This window comes from Pseudomonas mendocina, from assembly GCF_900636545.1.
Taxonomy (GTDB): Bacteria; Pseudomonadota; Gammaproteobacteria; order Pseudomonadales; family Pseudomonadaceae; genus Aquipseudomonas; species Aquipseudomonas mendocina.
The window spans coordinates 3,336,932-3,357,983 of record NZ_LR134290.1; the positions used below are offsets into that span (position 1 = coordinate 3,336,932).

Annotated in this window: 20 protein-coding genes; 13 read left to right on the top strand and 7 right to left on the bottom strand. The window is 62.2% G+C overall.

Features of this window, described 5'->3' with window-relative positions; genetic code table 11:
* Positions 1–142: 142 nt before the first annotated feature.
* From purM to EL191_RS15450, 3 genes are read left to right on the top strand one after another with little or no spacing between them, the layout of a single operon-like run.
* A complete protein-coding gene (purM, locus tag EL191_RS15440) occupies positions 143–1,201 on the top strand; it encodes a phosphoribosylformylglycinamidine cyclo-ligase (protein WP_017363755.1) in 1,059 nt (352 codons plus the stop codon).
* Complete coding sequence (gene purN / locus EL191_RS15445; RefSeq protein ID WP_041981043.1) at positions 1,201–1,845, top strand: phosphoribosylglycinamide formyltransferase; 645 nt, start codon at positions 1,201–1,203, stop codon at positions 1,843–1,845. Before purM ends, purN begins: the two co-directional genes overlap by 1 nt.
* An 8-nt stretch (positions 1,846–1,853) precedes the next feature.
* The gene (locus EL191_RS15450; RefSeq protein ID WP_013716372.1) at positions 1,854–2,570 is read left to right on the top strand and encodes a DUF3108 domain-containing protein; all 717 of its coding nucleotides are present in this window, start codon (positions 1,854–1,856) and stop codon (positions 2,568–2,570) included.
* 84 nt (positions 2,571–2,654) lie between these two features.
* Here the strand turns inward: EL191_RS15450 and EL191_RS15455 are convergent, their stop codons facing one another.
* Positions 2,655–3,863 carry an ammonium transporter gene (locus tag EL191_RS15455; RefSeq protein WP_041981044.1) on the bottom strand — a complete coding sequence of 403 codons (1,209 nt, stop codon included), beginning with the start codon at positions 3,861–3,863 and terminating at the stop codon, positions 2,655–2,657.
* A 372-nt stretch (positions 3,864–4,235) separates the two neighbouring features.
* Between EL191_RS15455 and EL191_RS15460 the strand changes: the two genes are divergently transcribed.
* From EL191_RS15460 to EL191_RS15490, 7 genes are all read left to right on the top strand, one after another.
* Positions 4,236–4,553, top strand: coding sequence for a DUF883 family protein (locus tag EL191_RS15460; protein WP_013716374.1), 318 nt, complete (start codon positions 4,236–4,238; stop codon positions 4,551–4,553).
* Between the two features lie 8 nt (positions 4,554–4,561).
* Positions 4,562–4,921 (top strand): phage holin family protein, encoded by a 360-nt coding sequence (locus EL191_RS15465; RefSeq protein WP_013716375.1) that lies wholly within the window; start codon positions 4,562–4,564, stop codon positions 4,919–4,921.
* A complete protein-coding gene (locus EL191_RS15470; RefSeq protein ID WP_041769527.1) occupies positions 4,918–5,235 on the top strand; it encodes a hypothetical protein in 318 nt (105 codons plus the stop codon). The genes EL191_RS15465 and EL191_RS15470 overlap by 4 nt, the downstream gene beginning before the upstream one ends.
* Positions 5,236–5,319: 84 nt before the next feature.
* A complete protein-coding gene (locus tag EL191_RS15475) occupies positions 5,320–6,483 on the top strand; it encodes an EAL domain-containing protein (protein WP_013716377.1) in 1,164 nt (387 codons plus the stop codon).
* A gap of 72 nt (positions 6,484–6,555) precedes the next feature.
* Positions 6,556–7,887: a deoxyguanosinetriphosphate triphosphohydrolase gene (locus tag EL191_RS15480; RefSeq protein WP_041981045.1), complete on the top strand. Its 1,332-nt coding sequence runs from the start codon at positions 6,556–6,558 to the stop codon at positions 7,885–7,887.
* An 11-nt stretch (positions 7,888–7,898) separates the two neighbouring features.
* The gene (locus EL191_RS15485; RefSeq protein WP_041981046.1) at positions 7,899–8,954 is read left to right on the top strand and encodes an FUSC family protein; all 1,056 of its coding nucleotides are present in this window, start codon (positions 7,899–7,901) and stop codon (positions 8,952–8,954) included.
* Positions 8,955–9,033: 79 nt separating this feature from the next.
* On the top strand, positions 9,034–11,985 hold the full coding sequence (locus tag EL191_RS15490) for an HD domain-containing phosphohydrolase (RefSeq protein WP_041981047.1): 2,952 nt from the start codon (positions 9,034–9,036) through the stop codon (positions 11,983–11,985).
* Positions 11,986–12,122: 137 nt separating this feature from the next.
* On the opposite strand, the gene EL191_RS15495 is transcribed toward EL191_RS15490, so the two are convergent.
* On the bottom strand, positions 12,123–12,464 hold the full coding sequence (locus EL191_RS15495) for a YggL family protein (protein ID WP_041981048.1): 342 nt from the start codon (positions 12,462–12,464) through the stop codon (positions 12,123–12,125).
* A 247-nt stretch (positions 12,465–12,711) separates the two neighbouring features.
* Between EL191_RS15495 and dacB the strand changes: the two genes are divergently transcribed.
* Complete coding sequence (gene dacB, locus EL191_RS15500) at positions 12,712–14,148, top strand: D-alanyl-D-alanine carboxypeptidase/D-alanyl-D-alanine endopeptidase (protein ID WP_013716382.1); 1,437 nt, start codon at positions 12,712–12,714, stop codon at positions 14,146–14,148.
* 71 nt (positions 14,149–14,219) lie between these two features.
* On the opposite strand, the gene rlmKL is transcribed toward dacB, so the two are convergent.
* Positions 14,220–16,400, bottom strand: a complete 2,181-nt coding sequence (rlmKL, locus tag EL191_RS15505; RefSeq protein WP_013716383.1) for a bifunctional 23S rRNA (guanine(2069)-N(7))-methyltransferase RlmK/23S rRNA (guanine(2445)-N(2))-methyltransferase RlmL — start codon at positions 16,398–16,400, stop codon at positions 14,220–14,222.
* Positions 16,401–16,817: 417 nt separating this feature from the next.
* Here rlmKL and rmf point away from each other — a divergent pair, with 417 nt between their 5' ends.
* Entirely contained in the window at positions 16,818–17,033 is a 216-nt protein-coding gene (gene rmf / locus EL191_RS15510) for a ribosome modulation factor (protein WP_003244273.1), read from the top strand.
* An 81-nt stretch (positions 17,034–17,114) separates the two neighbouring features.
* On the opposite strand, the gene EL191_RS15515 is transcribed toward rmf, so the two are convergent.
* Both EL191_RS15515 and EL191_RS15520 read right to left on the bottom strand, forming a co-directional pair.
* Positions 17,115–18,137: a quinone-dependent dihydroorotate dehydrogenase gene (locus EL191_RS15515; protein ID WP_041981049.1), complete on the bottom strand. Its 1,023-nt coding sequence runs from the start codon at positions 18,135–18,137 to the stop codon at positions 17,115–17,117.
* A gap of 87 nt (positions 18,138–18,224) precedes the next feature.
* Positions 18,225–18,446, bottom strand: coding sequence for a DUF2835 domain-containing protein (locus tag EL191_RS15520; protein WP_013716386.1), 222 nt, complete (start codon positions 18,444–18,446; stop codon positions 18,225–18,227).
* Between the two features lie 144 nt (positions 18,447–18,590).
* Between EL191_RS15520 and EL191_RS15525 the strand changes: the two genes are divergently transcribed.
* Positions 18,591–19,481 (top strand): DUF6685 family protein, encoded by an 891-nt coding sequence (locus EL191_RS15525; protein ID WP_017363762.1) that lies wholly within the window; start codon positions 18,591–18,593, stop codon positions 19,479–19,481.
* 4 nt (positions 19,482–19,485) lie between these two features.
* Here the strand turns inward: EL191_RS15525 and recX are convergent, their stop codons facing one another.
* Both recX and recA read right to left on the bottom strand, forming a co-directional pair.
* Positions 19,486–19,947 carry a recombination regulator RecX gene (recX, locus tag EL191_RS15530; protein ID WP_026042240.1) on the bottom strand — a complete coding sequence of 154 codons (462 nt, stop codon included), beginning with the start codon at positions 19,945–19,947 and terminating at the stop codon, positions 19,486–19,488.
* 11 nt (positions 19,948–19,958) lie between these two features.
* Entirely contained in the window at positions 19,959–21,002 is a 1,044-nt protein-coding gene (gene recA / locus EL191_RS15535; protein ID WP_013716389.1) for a recombinase RecA, read from the bottom strand.
* Positions 21,003–21,052 lie beyond the last annotated feature (50 nt).

Sequence of the window (21,052 nt, forward strand, 5' to 3'; positions counted from 1 at the left end):
AGCGCACGCGCGTGAGTGGCCGCTACCGGGCAAGCCTGATAAAATCGCGCGCCTTCGCCAGCCGGTACGCACGCCGGGCTCCTTGGATGAGCCTGCGTCACGTCGGCGCCTACACGAACTCCCCATCCAAAGGCCCGGATCTATGAGCAAGCAACCCTCCATCAGCTACAAGGACGCAGGCGTCGACATCGATGCCGGTGAAGCCCTGGTCGAGCGCATCAAAGGCGTGGCCAAGCGCACTGCCCGTCCGGAAGTCATGGGTGGCCTGGGTGGCTTTGGCGCCCTGTGCGAGATCCCGGCCGGTTACAAGCAACCGGTTCTGGTCTCCGGCACCGACGGCGTCGGCACCAAGCTGCGCCTGGCGCTGAACCTGAACAAGCACGACAGCATCGGCCAGGACCTGGTGGCCATGTGCGTCAACGACCTGGTGGTCTGTGGCGCCGAGCCGCTGTTCTTCCTTGACTACTACGCCACCGGCAAACTCAATGTCGATGTGGCCGCCACCGTGGTCACCGGCATCGGCGCCGGCTGCGAGCTGGCTGGCTGCTCCCTGGTCGGTGGTGAAACCGCCGAAATGCCGGGCATGTACGAAGGCGAAGACTACGACCTGGCCGGTTTCTGCGTCGGTGTGGTGGAAAAGAGCGAAATCATCGACGGCTCCAAGGTCGTCACCGGCGACGCGCTGATCGCCCTGCCCTCCTCCGGCCCGCATTCCAACGGCTACTCGCTGATCCGCAAGATCATCGAAGTCTCCGGTGCCGACATCGAGCAGGTGCAGCTCGGCGACAAGGCCCTGGCCGACCTGCTGATGGCCCCGACCCGCATCTACGTCAAGCCGCTGCTCAAGCTGATCAAGGACACTGGCGCGGTCAAGGCCATGGCCCACATCACTGGCGGCGGTCTGCTGGACAACATCCCGCGCGTACTGCCGCAAGGCGCCCAGGCGGTGATCGACGTTGCCAGCTGGAATCGTCCGGCCGTGTTCGACTGGCTGCAGGAACAAGGCAACGTCGACGAGCATGAAATGCACCGCGTACTGAACTGCGGCGTCGGCATGGTCATCTGCGTCGCTCAGGATCAGGTCGATGCAGCCCTGGCCAGCCTGCGCGCCAGCGGCGAGCAGCCCTGGGTCATCGGTCAGATCACCGAAGCGGCCGAAGGCGCAGCCCAGGTTCAGCTGAACAACCTGAAAGCTCACTGATGCCCTGCAATGTCGTCGTCCTGATCTCCGGGTCAGGCAGCAACCTGCAGGCTCTGATCGACAGCGTCGCCCACGACGGCAATCCGGCTCGCATCGCCGCGGTTATCTCCAACCGCGCCGATGCCTACGGCCTGCAGCGGGCGAAGCAGGCCGGTATCGCCACCGAACTGCTTGACCACAAGCAGTTCGACGGCCGCGAAGCCTTCGATACGGCGCTGATTCAAGCCATCGATGCCCACCAGCCCGATCTGGTGGTGCTGGCCGGCTTCATGCGTATTCTTACGCCGGGCTTCGTTCAGCACTACGCGGGACGCCTGCTGAACATTCACCCTTCGCTCCTCCCCAAGCACAAGGGTCTACACACGCATCAACGAGCTCTGGAAGCCGGCGACAGCGAGCACGGCTGCAGCGTGCACTTCGTCACCGAGGAACTCGATGGTGGCCCTCTGGTCGTACAAGCTGTGCTGCCAGTGATGGCAGACGACACGGCCGAGAGCCTGGCCAGCCGCGTGCACCAGCAGGAACACCACATCTATCCTCTGGCCGTACGCTGGTTTGCCGAAGGCCGCTTGCGTCTTGACGCTCAAGGCGCAATGCTGGATGACCAGCCGTTGCCTGCCAACGGCCACCTGATTCGAACCTAGGAGACTCTATGCGTCGTGCCCTGCTGTTCGCCATGACACTGTTCGCCCTGCCGGCCCTTGCCGAGGACCTGCAGCCTTTCTCCGCCAGCTACACCGCGGACTGGAAGCAACTGCCGGTAAGCGGCAGCGCCGAGCGCAGCCTCAAACATGAAGACGACGGTCGCTGGACTCTCAACTTCGAAGCCTCGATGCTGGTCGCCAGCCTCACCGAAGAGAGCACCTTCCGCGTCGACAACGGCGCACTGCTGCCACTGACCTACCGCCTCAACCGCAGCGGGCTGGGCAAAGGCAAAAAGGTTGAGCAGGACTTCGATTGGGAACAGAAGCAGGTCATCGGTAGCGACCGCGGCGACGCCGTACGTTTACCGCTCAATCGCGGCCTGCTGGACAAGTCGACCTACCAGATTGCCCTGCAGCAGGACGTCGCAGCCGGCAAGAAGAGCGTGAGCTACCAGGTGGTCGACGGTGACGAGATCGAAACCTACGACTTCCGTGTACTGGGCGAGGAAGTGGTACGCACCAAGGCCGGTCTGATCGATGCGATCAAGGTCGAGCGTGTGCGTGACCCCACGCAAAGCACCCGCAAGACAGTACTGTGGTTTGCCAAGGATTGGGGACACCTGCTAGTTCGTCTGCATCAGGTGGAAACCGACGGCAAGGAATACCAGATCATGCTCAAGGAAGGCACCGTCGCAGGCAAGGCCGTGGAAGGCCGTCGCGACTGATCTGCAATCAAATAAAAAACCGGGCCATTGCCCGGTTTTTTATTGCCCGCCATAGGCGCTGATCGGGCAGCGCTCGGCAGATATTCAGTCCTGGCTCACCGCACCGATCTTGTGAATCGACAGGTCGGCGCCGTTGTACTCCTCCTCCTGGCTCAGGCGAATACCCAGGGAGGTCTTGAGCAGGCCGTACACCGCAAAGCCGCCGAGCAATGCGATTACCACCCCCAACGCGGTACCGATCACCTGACTGGCCAGACTCACGCCACCCAGGCCACCAAAGGCTTCGAGGCCGAAGATACCGCAGGCGATGCCACCCCAGACGCCACACAATCCATGCAATGGCCAGACGCCCAGCACATCGTCGATCTTCCACTTAACCTGCGTCGCGGTGAAGGCCCAGACGAACAGAGCGCCGGCAATCGCGCCCGTGACCAGAGCGCCAATCGGGTGCATAAGGTCCGAGCCGGCACAGATCGCGACCAGACCGGCGAGCGGGCCGTTGTGCAGGAAGCCTGGGTCGTTACGCCCAACCAGCAGCGCCGCGACGGTACCGCCCACCATAGCCATCAGCGAGTTGACCGCCACCAGGCCACTGACGCCCTCGAGCGTCTGCGCACTCATCACGTTGAAGCCGAACCAGCCGATGATCAGGATCCACGATCCCAGCGCCAGGAACGGAATGTTCGAGGGCGCAATGGCCACCAGCTTGCCGTCACGGTAACGACCATTACGACGACCGAGCAGCAACACCGCGCCAAACGCCAACCAGCCGCCCATGGCATGCACCACTACCGACCCCGCGAAGTCATGGAAGCCAGCGCCGAAACGCGCTTCCAGCCAGGCCTGGAGACCAAAATTGCCGTTCCAGATCATGCCCTCGAAGAAGGGATAGACGAAGGCCACGATCAGCGCCGTAGCGCACAGTTGCGGGCCGAACTTGGCGCGCTCGGCGATGCCACCCGAGATGATCGCCGGAATCGCAGCGGCGAAAGTCAGCAGGAAGAAGAACTTAACCAGGCCATAACCATGGTTCTCGGTCAGCACCGCGGCCGGCTCGAGGAAGTTGATGCCATAGGCGATCCAGTAACCGATGAAGAAGTACGCCAGTGCGGAAATGGCGAAGTCCGAGAGAATCTTCGATAACGCATTGACCTGGTTCTTCTGCCGTACCGTGCCGACTTCGAGGAAGGCAAAACCGGCATGCATGGCCAGGACCATGATCGCACCCAGCAGGATGAACAGGGTATTCGAGCCGTGGATCAGCGTGGCCACGGCGCTGTTGATGTTTTCCATTGAGGAAGAAAACTCCGGAGGCAGAAGAAAAGGCACCAAACCAAGGCACATCTGCGAAAACCCGCACCACAATGCAGCCAGGCTGCGGGGCGCGCCCTCAAGGAGTGCTGTCGAGCAGCACTAAAATAGCGCCACAAAAAATCGACAGATCGGTGCTTATTTCTTGTTAATCAAATGGTTATGCGCGAAATGGACCATCCTGAGCCGCACCTGAAAAGCCCCATCGCGGAGCATTTTCCGGCCTTCGCGCACCAGCAAAATGCAATCGCTATACCAAATGCCAAACCGGTCACTTCGCGACTATTCTTGCGGAACCCTCGCGCCGCAGAGCACTCGTAAACCATACATACCCAACGCAGAGGACTGCTCACCATGCCACGCAAAGCCGCCACTCCAAGCACCAAGGACGCCCTGCTGGATGAATTCCAGGCTCTGGTCAGCGACACCGAGAAGCTCCTTCAACATTCAGCCAGCCTCGCTGGCGAACAGGCCGAAGCCCTGCGCGACGATATCCGCAGCAGCCTGGGCCGCGCTCGCGAAACCCTGCATGACGCCGAGGCCAGCTTGCGCGAGCAGGGCAAGATTGCCATCGACACCACTGAGGACTATGTGCACAAGCACCCGTGGCAGGCACTGGGTCTGTCGGCCGCGATCGGCCTGGTGCTTGGCCTGCTGATCAGCCGCCGTTGACCTCGCCCATGTCCAACGGACCATCGCCACGGCGCCTGGGAGCTGCTCTGCTGGGCCTGCTGCAAGGCCACGTGGCGTTGCTGGCGCACGAACTCGAGGACCAGCGCAACCAGGCTCTGCGCGCCCTGATGCTGGGGGGCTTGTGCCTGGCGTTCGCCCTGCTGCTGCTCATAGGGCTTTCCGCGCTGCTGCTGATCGTCTATTGGGACAGCCACCGCCTGCTGGTCGCTACCGGTCTATGCCTGTTTTATGGCGCGGGCCTGCTCGGTTGCGGCGCCTGGCTGCTGGTCAGTCTGCGCAATGCCGAAACGCCTTTCAGCGCCAGTCTGGAAGAACTGCAACGTGACCGCGAGCAACTGCTGCCATGACCCCCAACATGCCCCCAGGCGCATCGCGCCGTGAAATGCGTAAAGCCGTGCTGCGCATGCGTCTGGAGATGCATCGCCAGGAGCTGCGTCATGAGATCCTGCAGATCACCCAGCCACTGCAACAGGTGCGCGAGTATGGGCAACGCCTGCGCAAAGGTAATGCACCATTTTTGTTCACTGGCGGCGTGCTGGCGTTGGCCGGGCTGCTTGGCCGTAGACGCGGTTGGCGCCGTTGGCTGCGCTTGGCATTGATCGTCATACCGCTGCTGCGGCGCACGCAGCGTGGCTCGGGTGGACGCTCACCACTGGTCTAGACCTGGGCTGGCCGCGATCTTGCTAGGTTGAGCAACCCAGCCGCCACTTGGTGGCTCAACCGCTGAGCGCTAAGGACATCCCAGGTGATCGACGGACTGCCTTTTGCCGTCTTCCAACCCTTTATCGACACCGCCACTGGCCGTATCGCCGGCGTCGAGGCCTTGGCTCGGCTGCGCGATGGCGAGGGCCGAGCGCATTCGGCCGGCCCACTCTTCGCCGACCCGAAAACCCCGCCAGCAGCCCTGCGCCGCCTTGACCGCCAGGTCCGCGAGGATGCCCTGCAGCGTTTCCATCAGGCTCCGGCTGACTGGTTTCTCAGCCTCAACATCTCACCCCGCTGGATCAGCCGCCTGCGCCCGGCGCAACCGCTGCCAAGTCTGATCCAGCTGCAGCGCAGCGGCGTCGACCCAACGCGCATCGTCTTCGAGATCACCGAATTGGGTGGTGCCAGTCAGCGCCTGCCGGATGTGGTTGCACGCTACCGCGAAGCCGGCGCGCGTATCGCCATTGACGACTTCGGTGCCGGCTACTCGCAGCTCGACCGCGTGCTGGCGCTGCAACCGGACATCCTCAAGCTGGACATGCGTCTGTTTCAGGAAGCTGCGCGTGGAGGCCCCAGCGGCGAAGTGGTCAAGGCCCTGGCGCAGATGGCAGAGAAGACCGGCTGCTGGATCATCGCCGAGGGGGTGGAAACCGAAGCCGAGCTGAACTTCGCCCTGGAATGCGGGGCGCGCTACGTGCAGGGTTTTCTCTTTGCCAAACCCGAACAGGAGCTGTTCGCCAGCGATGCCTTCGTCGGTCGCTTCGCGCGCCTGCGCGACAGCTACGTCCAACAGAAACTCGCCGAACGCGCCCGCCTGGTCAACCTGCGCCAGCAGCTGACCGAGCTGATGGCCGAACTGCGGGCCTGGGCCGAGAGTGGCGCCGCGGCGAGCAGCCTGCGCGCACCGGACAACTACCCCTGGCTGCTGCGTACCTATCAGTGTGATCGTCATGGCACTCAGCTGACGCCAAACCTGGAATGGCGCCAGCACGCCTGGCAGGCAGATGATCGCTATCTCGGCCACAACTGGTCGTGGCGCCCCTACTTCTACCAACTGCTGGCCGAGGGCTGGGAAGAGCGACGCCTGACGCTCTCCACCACCTACCGTGACGCCACTACCAACCAGTACTGCCTGACAGCGGGCCAGTTCATCGATAACGGTCGCCGTCTGCTGCTGGTAGACATCGACGCTGCCGGTCTGTAACCAACCCGGGGTTGCAGGCAGCGGCACGAACAACCAAGCTAGGGGCCCGGATCAACCTGGCGAGGATCGGCCTTGGATTGGCACACCCTGCTCACCCGCGAACGTCTCGGCAAACCCGCTCCCAGCTCGGCAGAGCTCGGACGCAGTCCCTTCCACAAGGATCATGACCGCATCATCTTCTCCGGCGCCTTCCGCCGCCTGGGGCGCAAGACGCAGGTGCATCCGGTCTCGAGCAACGACCATATCCACACCCGCCTGACCCACTCGCTGGAAGTCAGCTGCGTCGGCCGCTCACTGGCCATGCGCGTCGGCGAGATGCTCCGAGACGAATTGCCCAACTGGTGCACGCCCAGCGACCTGGGCATGGTGGTGCAATCCGCCTGCCTGGCGCATGACATCGGCAACCCGCCGTTCGGCCACTCCGGCGAAGACGCCATTCGCCACTGGTTCCAGCAGGCTGCAGGGCGCGGCTGGCTGGATGCGATGAGCGATGCCGAACGCGCCGACTTTCTCAACTTCGAAGGCAATGCCCAGGGCTTTCGCGTCCTCACTCAACTCGAATACCACCAATTCGACGGCGGCACGCGACTGACCTACGCCACCCTAGGCACCTACCTCAAATACCCCTGGACGGCCCGCCATGCCGATGCGCAGGGCTACAAGAAACACAAGTTCGGCTGCTACCAGAGCGAACTGCCGCTGCTCGAGCAAATCGCCGCCAAGCTCGAGCTGCCACAACTGGAGGCCCAGCGCTGGGCGCGTCACCCGCTGGTTTACCTGATGGAGGCAGCAGACGACATCTGTTACGGCCTGATCGATCTGGAAGACGGCGTGGAAATGGAGCTGCTCGACTACACCGAAGTCGAGGCGCTGCTGCTCGACCTGGTCGGCGACGATCTGCCGGAAACCTACCGCCAGCTTGGTCCCAGAGATTCACGTCGACGCAAACTGGCGATCCTGCGCGGCAAAGCCATCGAACACCTGACCAATGCCGCGGCCGGAGCCTTCGTCGAGCAACAAGAGGCACTGCTTGGCGGTGGCCTGCAGGGCGACCTGGTCGAACACATGCACGGCGCGGCCAAGCGCTGCGTGCAAAGCGCGAAGTCGCTGGCGCGGGAGAAAATATTCCATGACAAGCGCAAGACGCTGCACGAGATCGGCGCCTACACCACGTTGGAAATTCTCCTCAATGCCTTCTGCGGCGCCGCGCTGGAACAGCACAGCGGGCGCACGCTGTCCTTCAAGCACAGGCGCATTCTCGACCTGCTCAGCTACTACGCTCCTGAACCGGGCTGGCCGCTGTACCGCTCGTTCATGCGCGTGATCGACTTCATCGCCGGCATGACTGACAGCTACGCTACGGAGATGGCGAGGGAAATGACCGGCCGTTCGAGCCCGGTGTGACGAAAGCGCACATGAAGAACCTGATTCGCAACAGCTTCACCTGGCATGCCGGCCCGCCGGCATGGGGTCCGGCCGTGGTCGCAGGCCTGGGTTGTGCCCTGCCGCTGCTACTCGGCCTGTCCACCGCTCACAGTGGTTTCCTCTGGGCCTCGGCCGGCGCCCTCCAGGCGGCGCAGGCCAATCCGCTGCACCGCTTCGGCATGTTGCGCATGCTGCTGCTCACCGGTCTCGGCGCCTGCAGTGCAGGCCTCGGCTTCTGGGCTGGCAGTCACCCATTGGTCAGCCTGGGCATTTTTGCCGCCTTCGGCCTGCTGCTGGCCTGGCTACAGCGTTTCGGCAGCGAGGCCGGCAAGCTGGGCATAGGCCTATGCATCTGCCTGTGTCTTGGCCAAGGTCAGTTCGGTATAGGCAACCTGCATAACCCTTACGCCGTGGCCATGCTGTTCATCCTCGGCGGCTTGTGGGTGATGTTGCTGGCATTCGGCCTGCGTGGTCTGCATGGCCTGCGCATGTGGCCGTACATGCCGCGCTTCCTCGCCATTCTCAAGGTGCTCAAGCGTCACGCGCAGCGCCTGCCTCGCCAGCAATGGCGTCTGCATGCACTGGCCTGCATGCTGGCCTTCGCCGCCTCTGGCCTGGTCGTCAACCTGGCCGGTCTGTCCCGTGGCTACTGGCTGACGCTGACCGTCATCAGCACGCTGCAACTGGAATTCCAGGGCAGCCTGGTGCGCGCCCTGCAAGCCAGCCTGGCCAGCCTCGCTGCTGCCGGCCTGCTGATCCTCTTTGGCCATAGCCTGCAAAGCCCGCCGATGATGGTCATGACCCTGCTGGTGCTGGTCATCCTCAGCCGCGCGCTACAGGCCAATCACTACGGCCTGTTCGTGCTGCAAACCAGCCTCTGCTTCGTGCTCCTGGCCGAAAGCCTGTCACAGGACTGGCACCTGGCCGAGGTCCGCCTGCTCAACGCATTGATCGGCGTCGCCCTGACCCTCACCGTGGCCCTGCTGATACATGGCTTGCGCCTGCAGCTGAACAAACAGGACAAGACCAGGGACGGATCGCAATAGCCCTTATAACGTTTCGGCAGATTCGCTCACTCTTCACTATGCTGTTGAAGCCTGCAGCGTCCGCAAGGAGTGAAGTGCGATGCTCAATACCGCCGTAGCGCGTGAACGCCGTTTCCCCCTGCACGTCCATATCAGCGTCCTGTTCACGCTTCTGCTGCTGTTCACCGGCGTGGTGCTGGGGCTTTTCAACTACCAGCAGACCAGCCGGCTGATCTTCTCCAGCAGCTCGACCCTCTTCGAGCGCATCCAGCACGATGTGCAGCGCGACCTGGACAGTACCTACCAGCCTATTCGCCACCTGCTCAGCCTGCTCGCGCTGCACCCTGCCAGCCAGGCCGACACCCTCGATGAACGTCTGGAAATGCTGCCGCTATTCGTCCAGGCGCTGCGCGACAATCCCAAGCTGGCCTCGATCTATCTCGGCTACGAAGATGGCGATTTCTTCATGGTCAGGCCACTGCGCAGCGAGATGCTCAAGCAGCGCTTCAATGCACCGGACAAAGCCGCCTACCAGGTCTGGACCATTGACCGCAGCAGCGCCGGAACCGAGAGCGACTATCTGTTCTATGACGGTTCGTTGAACCAGCTCAGCCGCCGTCAGAAGCTCAGCGAGCCCTATGACCCAAGAGAGCGCGAGTGGTTCAAGCGCGCCCGCGGCGATGGCGGACAGATCACCACCGCGCCTTATCTGTTCTTCTCCACTCAGGAAATCGGCACCACCCTGGCCAGGCGCAGTGGCCTGACCACGGTACTCGGCGCCGATCTCACGCTCGATGACCTTTCCGCCACCCTGGCGACCCACCGTGTCACGCCCAACAGCCAGGTGATACTCGCCGACGGCGACGGTAACGCGGTGGCCTATCCCGAGAGCAACCGCCTGCTCAAGGAGGTCGACGGCAAGGTATCGCTGGTCAAGGTCAGCGAGCTAAACCCGGCGTTGGGGGAACTGCTGTCCGGGAATCTCAACGAGCAGGATGAAGGCATCATCGAACTGGCCCGACAGCGCTGGGCCATGGCCCACTGGCACATTCAGGAAGGCGGCCCCCAGGGGCTTCATCTGGCGCTGCTGGTGCCCGAGCAGGAGTTATTGGCCGAGGCCTACCGCATCCGTTGGCAGGGCGCCTTGATCACCCTGACCACGCTGTTGCTGTGCCTGCCGCTGGGCTGGCTGACCTCGCGCCTGGTGGTCAAACCCCTGCGCAGCCTGGTGCAGGAAGCACAGGCCATCCGCCGCTTCGACTTCAACTACCCGGCCAGCGGCCGCTCACCAATTCTCGAAGTCGACCAGTTGGCGGTATCGATGAGCAGCATGAAAGAGACACTTTCGAGCTTCCTCGACATCGCGGCCAGCCTCTCTGCAGAGACGCATTTCGACACGCTGATCAAACGGGTGATGGATGCGACCGTTTCCATCAGCGATGCCCAGGGTGGATTGCTCTATCTGCTCGACAATGACAACGGTCGACTGGAACCCAAGGGACTGGTGATCGATGGTCAGAGCCGCAGCCTCACCGAGCTGGGTATTCACCCACTGGCCCACGAAGACCCGACGCTCCCCGCCTGGCTGCAACGTCCGGCCAGCGGCGGCGAGAGCGTTGCCACCTCCATCGGCTTCGATCAGGCCGGTACGTTTCAGGGGCTGCTCTCGGCGATGGACAGTCCGCGCCTGCACCTGATCGCCGCCGGCCTGCACAACCGCCAGGGCGATACCGTGGGGGTACTGGTGCTGCTGCAACGTGATAGCGGCGAGGACAGCGAAAGCATGCTCAGCCCGGACCGTATCGCCTTCGTCGACGCTGTTTCGGGTAGCGCGGCGCTGTGCATCGAAAGCCAGCGCCTGCTGGCCAGACAGAAGCAGTTGCTCGACGCCTTCATCCAGTTGATCGCCGGCGCCATCGATGCCAAGAGCCCCTATACCGGCGGCCACTGCCAGCGTGTGCCGGAAATCACCCTGATGCTGGCGCGTGCCGCCGCCGAAAGTGACGCGCCCGAATTTCGCGACTACAACCCCAGCGACGAGGAATGGGAAGCACTGCATATCGCCGCCTGGTTGCACGACTGCGGCAAGGTCACCACCCCCGAGTACGTGGTCGACAAGGCGACCAAGCTGGAAACCCTGTACGACCGCATTCACGAGGTACGCATGCGCTTCGAGGTGCTCAAGCGCGATGCCTGGATCGCCTACTGGCGTGGCCGCACCGAAGGCGCAGACGAAACCGCACTGGCTGCCCTGCGCGATCAGTTGCTGAGTGATCTGGACGACGAATTCGCCTTCATCGCGCGCATCAACCTGGGCGGCGAGGCCATGGCCGACGCAGATCAGTCGCGACTCGAGCAGATCGCCGAACGGCGCTGGTTGCGAACGCTGGATAACCGCCTGGGAGTGTCCTGGGAGGAAGCCAAACGCCTGGAGCGCTCGGTGCCCGACAGCCTACCGGTGGAAGAGGCGCTGCTGGCTGATCGTCTCGATCACCTGATCGAGCGACCGGCACAAGAGTTGATTGCACCGGACAACCGCTGGGGCTTCAAACTGGAGGTGCCGCCACACAAGTTCAATCGTGGCGAGCTGCATAACCTGAGCATCGCCCGCGGCACGCTGACGGCCGAGGAGCGCTACATCATCAACCACCACATCGTGCAGACCATACTGATGCTCGACCGCCTGCCCTTCCCCAAGCATCTGCAGAGCGTCGCCGAGATCGCTGGCGGGCATCACGAGAAAATGGATGGCACCGGTTATCCCAAACGCCTGACACGCGAGCAAATGAGCCTGCCCGCAAGGATGATGGCCATCGCCGACATCTTCGAAGCACTGACGGCAGTGGATCGTCCCTACAAGAAAGGCAAGACGCTGTCGGAGGCACTGAACATCATGATCGGCATGTGCAAAGGCGCGCACATTGATCCGCAGTTGTTCGCTCTGTTCATCCGCAGCGGCATCTATCGACGTTACGCCGAACGCTTCATGCGTCCCGAGCAAATCGATGAAGTAAACGAACAGATGGTGTTGGAAAAGGCGGGAGTGCTGTAGGAGCGAGCCCTGCTCGCGAAACGTTGATCAACGCTTCGACTCGAGAGCAGAGCCCGCTTCTTCAGTCGGGTATCAGGCCATGGCCTGGATCAGCCAAAAGCTGAGGCGGCGCCTGGGAACCCGGCGCCCGACATCAATCAAGCCTGGTTGATCGGGTTTTCCGGATACCAGACGTCCAGCAATGGGCTGATCTCGTAGTTCTGCAGCTCGTCACGACCTTTCAGCCAGACCTCGACAGCAGCGCGTTGCTCCTCATTGACCGAGCCGCGCTTGGCCAGGCAGACCAGACCGTAGTCTTCGCCGCCTACATAATCCAGGCCATTGCCAGCGATGGCCTGATCGAGGAACTGATCGACGAAGTCGTCAAGGGTCTGGTCGCTCAGGTCGGCCTTGAAGTTCAGGGTCAGCTCGAAGCCCAGCTCCTGGAATTCATCGACACAGAGCTTCTTGCGCAGACGGCGGGAACGGTTGGTCGCCATGAAACAATCCTCAAAGGTGATAACGCGCGGCACTCTAGCAGTTTCGCCGGGCAAGCGCCCGTTTTGTGTCGTCTGAGGCGTCCGTGCAAATGTTGAACGCCAGCTGTTTGCCCCGTCGTTTTTTAGCCGGACAGGGCCGACTGCGGATGGACTCTTGCGGCATAATGCCGGCAACTTTTCCCCGAGCCAGACTGTCGGTTGTCTGTCTCCCTTGTTACTCCCGCCTGACTGCGGAAGGTTCCTGTCGATGATTCAGCGGTTTCGCCAACTGGCGCTGAGCGCCGTGCTCCTGCCCCTCGCTCTCTCCTGCCATGCTGCCAGCGCTGCACTACCTGCCAAGGTGGAACAGGCGCTCAAGGCCAACAAGATTTCCAGCAATTCGCTGTCGGTGATGACCGTGCCACTGGGCGGACAGACCGGCGGCCTGCAATTCAACGCCGATGTCTCGGTCAACCCGGCGTCGACCATGAAGCTGGTGACCACGTATGCGGCGCTCGAACTGCTGGGCCCGAACCATCAGTGGAAGACAGAGTTCTATGCTGACGGCCCGCTGAAGGACGGTGTGCTGCACGGCAACCTCTACCTCAAGGGTGGCGGTGACCCGAAACTGAACATGGAAAAACTCTGGCTGCTGCTACGCGACCTGCGTATCAATGGCGTTCGGCAGGTCCAGGGTGACCTGGTGCTTGATCGCAGCTTCTTCGTCGCCCCGCAGTTACCGGCATTCAATGACGATGGCGGCGACGCCAACAAGCCGTTCCTGGTCAAACCCGACTCGCTGCTGGTCAACCTCAAGGCGCAACGTTTCATCACCCGTGCCGAAGACGGCAAGGTGAGCATCGCCATGGACCCGCCCATCGCCTCGATCCGTATCGACAACCAGGTCCGCCTGCTCAAGGCCGCCAAGTGCCCATCCTGGCCCGACATTCGCTACAACGCGGTGGATCAGTTCGACGGCACCACGCTGATCGTCAGTGGCCAGCTGGCCGAAGGCTGCAGCGCGCAGACCTACCTGTCGTTGCTCGATCACCCAAGCTACGCAGCAGGCGCTGTACGCGGCATCTGGCAGGAACTGGGCGGCAAGATCCTCGGCAAGGACCGCCAGGGCGCCGTTCCGGAAGACGCGCGCATGCTGGTACGCGCCTTCTCGCCCGATGTGGTGGAGATCGTCCGCGACATCAACAAGTACAGTAACAACACCATGGCACGGCAGTTGTTCCTCAGCATCGGCGCGCAATTTCGTACCGAAGCCGACCAGGACGACTCCATGGCCGCGCAACGAGTGATCCGCAGTTGGCTGGCACGCAAGGGCATCACTGCCCCGCATCTGGTGATGGAAAATGGCTCTGGCCTGTCGCGCGCCGAGCGCATCAGTGTTCGGGAAATGGCCCTGATTCTCCAGGCTGCCTGGCGCAGCCCGTACGCTGCCGAGTTCCGCAGCTCGATGCCACTGGTAGCAATGGACGGCACCATGCGCCGGCGCCTGCAACGCACCCCGCTGGTGGGCGAAGCGCACATCAAGACCGGTACGCTGAACAACGTACGCGCCATCGCCGGCTACAGTCGCGACAGCAATGGCCAGGACTGGGCCGTGGTCGCCATCCTCAACGACCCCAAACCCTGGGGAGCCACCTCGATTCTCGATCAGGTGCTGCTGGAAACCTACAAACAGCCCAAGCGCTGACGATTTTTGTAGCCCGGATGCAATTCGGGGCCTGGTTCGCAGAGCCGCCGGATTGCATCCGGACTACGCAGTCAGCGCGCAGTGAAACGCCAGGCGCGGTGGATCTTCGGGTTGCGGGCGAAGTCCGGATCCAGAGTCTGCGCGCTGATCTCCTCGACCTGATAACGCGCCACCAGACTCTCGTCGAGCTGGAACTTGCGGAAGTTGTTGGAGAAGTACAGCACGCCGCCACGGGCCAGACGCGCCATGGCCAGGTCGAGCAACTCGACGTGATCGCGCTGCACATCGAACACGCCTTCCATGCGCTTGGAATTGGAGAAGGTCGGCGGGTCGATGAAGATCAGGTCGTACTCCCCGCGATCCTCCCCCAGCCAGGCCATTACATCGCCCTGCTCAAGGCGATGCTTGTCGGAAAAACCGTTGAGCGACAGATTGCGCCGCGCCCAATCCAGGTAGGTCTTGGACAGATCGACGCTGGTGGTGCTGCGCGCCCCTCCCTTGGCCGCATGCACGGTGGCTGTGGCGGTGTAACAGAACAGGTTGAGGAACCGCTTGCCAGCCGCCTCACGCTGCAGGCGTAGACGCAACGGGCGGTGATCGAGAAACAGCCCGGTATCCAGATAATCGGTGAGGTTGACCAGCAGCTTGACCCCGCCTTCGTTCACCTCCATGAACTCGCCCTGCGCCGCCTGACGCTGATACTGCTTGGTACCGGTCTGACGCTCGCGGCGTTTGATCACCACACGACTCTGGGCCACGCCCAGCGCCTGCGGGATCGCCGCCAGGGCATCGAGCAAGCGTGCCTGCGCCTTGTCCGGGTCGACCGAACGCGGCGCGGCATATTCCTGAACATGAACGTAGTCGCGGTACAGATCGACTGCCACGGCATACTCGGGCATGTCGGCATCGTACAGCCGGTAGCACTCGACACCTTCGCGGCGCGCCCACTTGCCCAGTTGCTTGAGATTCTTCTGCAGGCGGTTGGCGAACATCTGGCCGCCTTCGGACAAACGCGCCTGCTGTGGTGCTTCACTCACCGGTTGTTGATCGTCCTCGCGCGCACGCCGCTCGCCAGTAACGAACTGCTCGGTCTGCACCTTGATCAGCAGCAGCTTGCACGCCAGCGCACCGTTCCAGAACGAATACTGCTTGTGGCTGCGCAGGCCCATGCGCTTGCCCAACTCCGGCGCGCCGGTGAACACCGCCGCCTCCCAGCCCAGGCAGGCCTGACGCAAGCGATCACCCAGATTCTGGTAGAGGTACAGCAGGCTGGCCTCATCGCCCAGACGCTCGCCATAGGGCGGGTTGCTGATCACCAGGCCCTTCTGGTTCTGGTCCGGACGCGGCTCGAAACTGCCCAGCTCACCCTGATAGATCTTCACCCAGTCGGACAAGCCGGCGCGCTCGACGTTATTGCGCCCAGGCTGAATCAAACGCGGGTCAGCTTCATAACCACGAATCCACAGCGGCGGCTTGGCCAGCCCCGCCGCAGCGCGCTGTTCGGCCTCGGCATGCAGCTTCTTCCAGATTGCCGGCACATGGCCGAGCCAACTGGAGAAGCCCCAGCGTTCGCGCTTGAGATTGGGCGCGATGTCGGCGGCCATCAATGCTGCCTCGATCAGGAAGGTGCCGACGCCGCACATTGGGTCGGCCAATGCGCCGCCCTCGGCAGCGATGCGCGGCCAGCCCGCGCGAATCAGCACCGCGGCAGCCAGGTTTTCCTTCAGCGGCGCGGCCCCCTGCTGCAGGCGGTAGCCGCGTTGGTGCAGGCTGTGTCCGGACAGGTCCAGAGAGAGCACGGCCTCGCCGCGATCCAGGCGCAGGTGCACGCGCAAGTCAGGGTTGAGCTTGTCGATGCTGGGGCGCTCGCCACCGGCCGTACGCAGCCGGTCGACGATCGCATCCTTGACCTTGAGCGCACCGAAATGCGTGTTGTCGATACCCGAACCATTACCGCTGAATTCCACCGCCAGGCTGCCAGCCGGTTCCAGATGGTCACGCCAGTCCACCGCCTTGACGCCTTCATACAGCTCGTCGGCGTTGTTCATGGCGAAGCGCGACAGCACCAGCAACACGCGGTTGGCCAGTCGCGACCAGAGACAGAGTCGGTAGGCCACTTCAATCTCGGCATGCCCACGAACGGCGGCGGTCTGCTCGCGCGCCTCCTCCAGGCCCAGCGCCTTGGCTTCTTCCAGCAACAGGCCTTCGAGCCCTTTGGGACAGGTCAGCACGATTTCGTAACGGTCAGACATGGATGTTCCGCTGCCTATGGCAATAAGGGAGGTGCGTCGGTGCACCTCGACTCAAAATAAGTGACAAAAAGTCACAGAGCGACCCTTCGTCGGAATAAGCAAGCACTCTCATTTGCACTAGCAAATTGCGAGCATTGGCGCGCACAGCCAGCTATGGCGGCGCTTGGCTGAAAGAGGCTGGACATATTCCCAGCCTCCTTATGGCCTCACCCGCATTTAGGTTACGCCCTTATGACAAATCGATCATTCACAGTCCCCGGTGCATTCGTTAGAACACTACCTAAGGCTTTCGCTGCAACGGCGAAGGCACAGAAAGTTCGCCACGCCGGCAGCGGACTTTCGTAGGCAGAACGATTTCTGCCTGGCCTTGCTACAAGGCCAACGGGACATAACAGTCAACAGTGAGGGCAACACCCTATGAGAAGACTTAAGCGTGATCCGTTAGAAAGAGCTTTTTTGCGCGGCTATCAATACGGCATCAATGGTAAATCCCGCGAACTCTGCCCCTTTACCCTACCTTCGGTTCGTCAGGCCTGGCTCAATGGCTGGCGTGAGGGCCGTGGCGACAACTGGGATGGGCTGACCGGCACAGCCGGTATTCATCGACTCAACGAACTTCACGCTGTCGGCTAATACAGGATCACTCCCGACTTCACCATGCCGACCCCCTCCGGGCGGCGGGCGCAAGCCCAAGGGCTCCTTCGGGAGCCCTATTTATTTGCGCAACGCGGCAATAGCATCCACCGCTTCGCGAATCAGCGCCGGCCCCTTGTAGATGAACCCCGAATAGATCTGTACCAGGCTCGCCCCAGCAGCGATCTTCTCCGCAGCGTGCTTGCCCTCGGTGATACCGCCGACCGCAATGATCGGCAGGCGGCCGGACAACTCAGCAGCCAGTACCTTGACGATGTGCGTGCTCTTGTCACGCACCGGTGCGCCCGACAAGCCACCCGCCTCGTCACCATGAGCCAGCCCCTCCACACCTTCACGGCTGAGGGTTGTGTTGGTGGCGATCACCGCATCCATATCCGCGCCCAATAGCGCAGAAGCGACCAACGCGGTCTCCTCATCGCTCATGTCCGGGGCAATCTTGATCGCCAGCGGCACGCGCTTGCCATGCTCCTGGGTCAGGTCTTCCTGACGTCGACGCAGCGCCTCGAGCAGCTCCTTAAGGGAATCGCCGAACTGCAAGCTGCGCAGCCCTGGAGTGTTGGGCGAACTGACGTTAACGGTGACGTAGCTGGCATGGGCGTAAACCTTGTCCAGGCAGGTCAGGTAGTCATCCACCGCACGTTCGACCGGTGTATCGAAGTTCTTGCCGATGTTGATGCCCAGCACCCCCTTGAACTTCGCAGCCCTGACCCGCGCCAGCAGATGATCGACGCCATGGTTGTTGAACCCCATGCGGTTGATCACCGCCTCGGCCTCCGGCAGACGGAACAGCCGCGGTTTGGGGTTACCCGGCTGCGGACGCGGAGTCACGGTGCCGATCTCGACGAAACCGAAACCGAACTGAGCGAAGCCATCGATGGCATCACCGTTCTTGTCCAGCCCCGCGGCCAGGCCGACCGGATTGGCGAACTGCAAGCCCATCACGTTTACCGGCAGGCTGGTCGGTGCCTTGGTCAACAGACCATTGAGACCCAGCCGGCCACCTGCACCGATCAGATCGATGGACAGCTCGTGAGAGGTTTCCGGGGAAAGTTTGAACAGCAGCTCGCGGGCCAGGGAGTACATGGGCAGGCTCAGCTCGACAGGTAGAGGGTGGGCAGACCGGCGATTATAGCCGCGCAGCTGCCCCTGGCGCGAGGCAAGCGCGCCAGATCAGTCCAAAGGGCGTAAGCTCAGTAACTCACCGGTACTGTTGAATTCCAGCACGAAGGAACCATAGATACCGGCGTGAGTCAGATAGGGCCGCAGATGATGGGCCGGCAAACTGACGCGGCGCCCATCACGGCTTTGCGCCATAATCCGGTTGGCATGACCACGGTAGATGGCCTGCAATCGTTCGGCCGATAACGCAATATCCAGCACCAAGCTGGGCATGGAGGCACCCTCGCAAATGAATGCGGCTATTTTGCCACAGACCTGCACAGCCGCTGGCGCTCGTGCACCACGCTACGCTTCATGGGCAACAGTCGTGTGCGTCTGCCACACTGCAGTAGACGCCTCAGGAGCGATCTGCCGGCCATGAGCTTGTCCGAGTCCTCAACTTTCAGCAGTCGCCTGGCAGCTCTTGCTCAACGCATGGGCCTGCTCGGTCGTGGTTCCAGACAGATATTCGCCAGAGCAAGCGCTCTACGCCTGCCCTTCAAGCCACTACCGGCTGCGACCGAAAACATCTGCTGGCACGCGGGCCCGCAACTGCAACTGCTGCTCAACCTGCCACGCGGCGCCCTCTCAGGCCCGGTGCAGGAAGACAAGGCCCAGGCCCATGCGGCACTGACCCAGGTAGTGGAGGCACAAACGCAACAACTGCAGACCTTCGATCTACGCATGATCGATGGCTTCGCCTGCTCGACTCCCGCAACTGGCTATTCATGCTTTGAAGACTATGCCGCCAGCGAGCACTGCAAACAGGTTCGCATCATCAGTTACAAGGATTTCGTCAGGACTATCAGTCTGGCGCTGCCGCGATTTCTCGCAGGCGAACCAATCGAGCTGCGCCAGGCCAACTGGCGAGGCTCGCGTACATTCTGGTCAGGTGAAATACAAGGAGAGTCCTTCGCCGGAGCGATTGTCTACGCCCGCAGACGCGGACTGGACGTACAGCTGCCAGCCAATCTGGTGCGCTATCGCCTGAACGAATCAGGACTGCATGACTTGCAGAGCCGCTATCACGTGCTGGCCATGCCTGAGGCGGCCTGGAGCGATCCCACTTTCATGGGGCTCTTGCTGGACAATGCAATTCCATACGCGCGGCTGTCGCTACTGAAGAAAGCCGGCACACCGGAGTTCCTGATGCTACCCAAGGAACATCAGGAGGCCACGGCCCTGGGCGAAGGCCTGCGCCTGGCAGGTGCACCCGACGTACCGGAGCACTTGCGCCAGCTGACCGTACAACCAGAAAACGCGGAATGACGAACTACTCGTCACAACCGCGCAACAAGCGCCCAATCATCTCCAGCGAATAACCACGGTAAGCCAGAAACCGGCCCTGCTGAGCACGCTCGCGAGCATCACCGGGAAGCTGGCCGGAAAACCTGCGCTGCCAGGTTTCACGCAGTTGCTCGAACCAGTCGATGCCACTCTCACGCAACGCCTGATCGATATCAGCGCGCACCAACCCTCGCTGCCCAAGCTCTTCACGAATACGTTGCGGACCATAACCGGCGCGCGCCCGATAGGCGACGAAGCTCTCCAGATAACGTGCCTCCGACAGCAGCCCCTCTTCCGACAAGCGCTGCAGAGCGGTCTCGATCATCTCTTCGGAGGCGCCACGCTTGCGCAGCTTACGCGTCAGCTCGACACGCCCATGTTCACGCCGTGCCAGCAGATCCATGGCCGCTCGCCTGACAGCGAGCGGGTTATCCAGTACGACGGTCATGCGAGGCTGGCTTAGAAGTCGACTTCTGCGTCAGCCAGGTCGTCGGCGGAAGCCTTGGCCGGAGTACTGTTGACCAGCAACTTCTGGCGAATCTGACCTTCGATCTCGCGGGCCACTTCCTGATTGTCTTCCAGGAACTTGGCGGCATTGGCCTTGCCTTGGCCGATCTTGTTGCCCTGATAGCTGTACCAGGCACCCGACTTCTCGACCAGACCCTGTTGCACGCCAAGATCGATGATCTCGCCGTTACGGTAGATGCCCTTGCCGTACAGAATCTGGAACTCGGCCTGACGGAACGGCGGGGCGACCTTGTTCTTGACGATCTTCACGCGGGTTTCGCTACCCACCACTTCTTCGCCTTCCTTCACCGCGCCAGTACGACGGATGTCCAGGCGAACCGAGGAGTAGAATTTCAGTGCGTTACCGCCGGTGGTGGTTTCAGGGCTGCCGAACATCACGCCGATCTTCATACGGATCTGGTTGATGAAGATCACCAGGCAGTTGGCGTTCTTGATGTTGCCGGTGATCTTGCGCAGTGCCTGACTCATCAGTCGGGCCTGCAGACCGACGTGCATGTCGCCCATCTCACCTTCGATTTCCGCCTTGGGCACCAGGGCCGCCACGGAGTCGACGATAATCACGTCGATAGCGTTGGAACGCACCAGCATGTCGGTGATTTCCAGGGCCTGCTCACCGGTGTCTGGCTGCGACACCAGCAGGTCGTCGACATTGACGCCGAGCTTGCCAGCGTAGTCGGGATCGAGCGCATGCTCGGCATCGACGAAGGCGCAGGTAGCACCGAGTTTCTGCGCCTCAGCGATCACCGACAGGGTCAAAGTGGTCTTACCCGAAGACTCCGGACCGTAAATTTCAACGATACGCCCCTTCGGCAGGCCACCAATGCCCAGTGCGATGTCCAGGCCCAGCGAACCGGTGGAAATGGCCGGAATCGCCTGGCGCTCATGATCGCCCATGCGCATGACTGCGCCCTTGCCGAACTGCTTCTCGATCTGACCCAGGGCAGCCGCCAAAGCGCGCTTCTTGTTCTCGTCCATTACCATCCTCACGTATTCACAAGGGCCTCAGCGGCCGCCAACAACTGTAT

Coding starts and splice junctions, on each gene's coding strand:
- purM (WP_017363755.1), top strand. CDS start 143: ATGAGCAAGCAACCCTCCATCAGCTACAAGGACGCAGGCGTCGACATC.
- purN (WP_041981043.1), top strand. CDS start 1,201: ATGCCCTGCAATGTCGTCGTCCTGATCTCCGGGTCAGGCAGCAACCTG.
- EL191_RS15450 (WP_013716372.1), top strand. CDS start 1,854: ATGCGTCGTGCCCTGCTGTTCGCCATGACACTGTTCGCCCTGCCGGCC.
- EL191_RS15455 (WP_041981044.1), bottom strand. CDS start 3,863: ATGGAAAACATCAACAGCGCCGTGGCCACGCTGATCCACGGCTCGAAT.
- EL191_RS15460 (WP_013716374.1), top strand. CDS start 4,236: ATGCCACGCAAAGCCGCCACTCCAAGCACCAAGGACGCCCTGCTGGAT.
- EL191_RS15465 (WP_013716375.1), top strand. CDS start 4,562: ATGTCCAACGGACCATCGCCACGGCGCCTGGGAGCTGCTCTGCTGGGC.
- EL191_RS15470 (WP_041769527.1), top strand. CDS start 4,918: ATGACCCCCAACATGCCCCCAGGCGCATCGCGCCGTGAAATGCGTAAA.
- EL191_RS15485 (WP_041981046.1), top strand. CDS start 7,899: ATGAAGAACCTGATTCGCAACAGCTTCACCTGGCATGCCGGCCCGCCG.
- EL191_RS15490 (WP_041981047.1), top strand. CDS start 9,034: ATGCTCAATACCGCCGTAGCGCGTGAACGCCGTTTCCCCCTGCACGTC.
- EL191_RS15495 (WP_041981048.1), bottom strand. CDS start 12,464: ATGGCGACCAACCGTTCCCGCCGTCTGCGCAAGAAGCTCTGTGTCGAT.
- dacB (WP_013716382.1), top strand. CDS start 12,712: ATGATTCAGCGGTTTCGCCAACTGGCGCTGAGCGCCGTGCTCCTGCCC.
- rlmKL (WP_013716383.1), bottom strand. CDS start 16,400: ATGTCTGACCGTTACGAAATCGTGCTGACCTGTCCCAAAGGGCTCGAA.
- rmf (WP_003244273.1), top strand. CDS start 16,818: ATGAGAAGACTTAAGCGTGATCCGTTAGAAAGAGCTTTTTTGCGCGGC.
- EL191_RS15515 (WP_041981049.1), bottom strand. CDS start 18,137: ATGTACTCCCTGGCCCGCGAGCTGCTGTTCAAACTTTCCCCGGAAACC.
- EL191_RS15520 (WP_013716386.1), bottom strand. CDS start 18,446: ATGCCCAGCTTGGTGCTGGATATTGCGTTATCGGCCGAACGATTGCAG.
- EL191_RS15525 (WP_017363762.1), top strand. CDS start 18,591: ATGAGCTTGTCCGAGTCCTCAACTTTCAGCAGTCGCCTGGCAGCTCTT.
- recX (WP_026042240.1), bottom strand. CDS start 19,947: ATGACCGTCGTACTGGATAACCCGCTCGCTGTCAGGCGAGCGGCCATG.
- recA (WP_013716389.1), bottom strand. CDS start 21,002: ATGGACGAGAACAAGAAGCGCGCTTTGGCGGCTGCCCTGGGTCAGATC.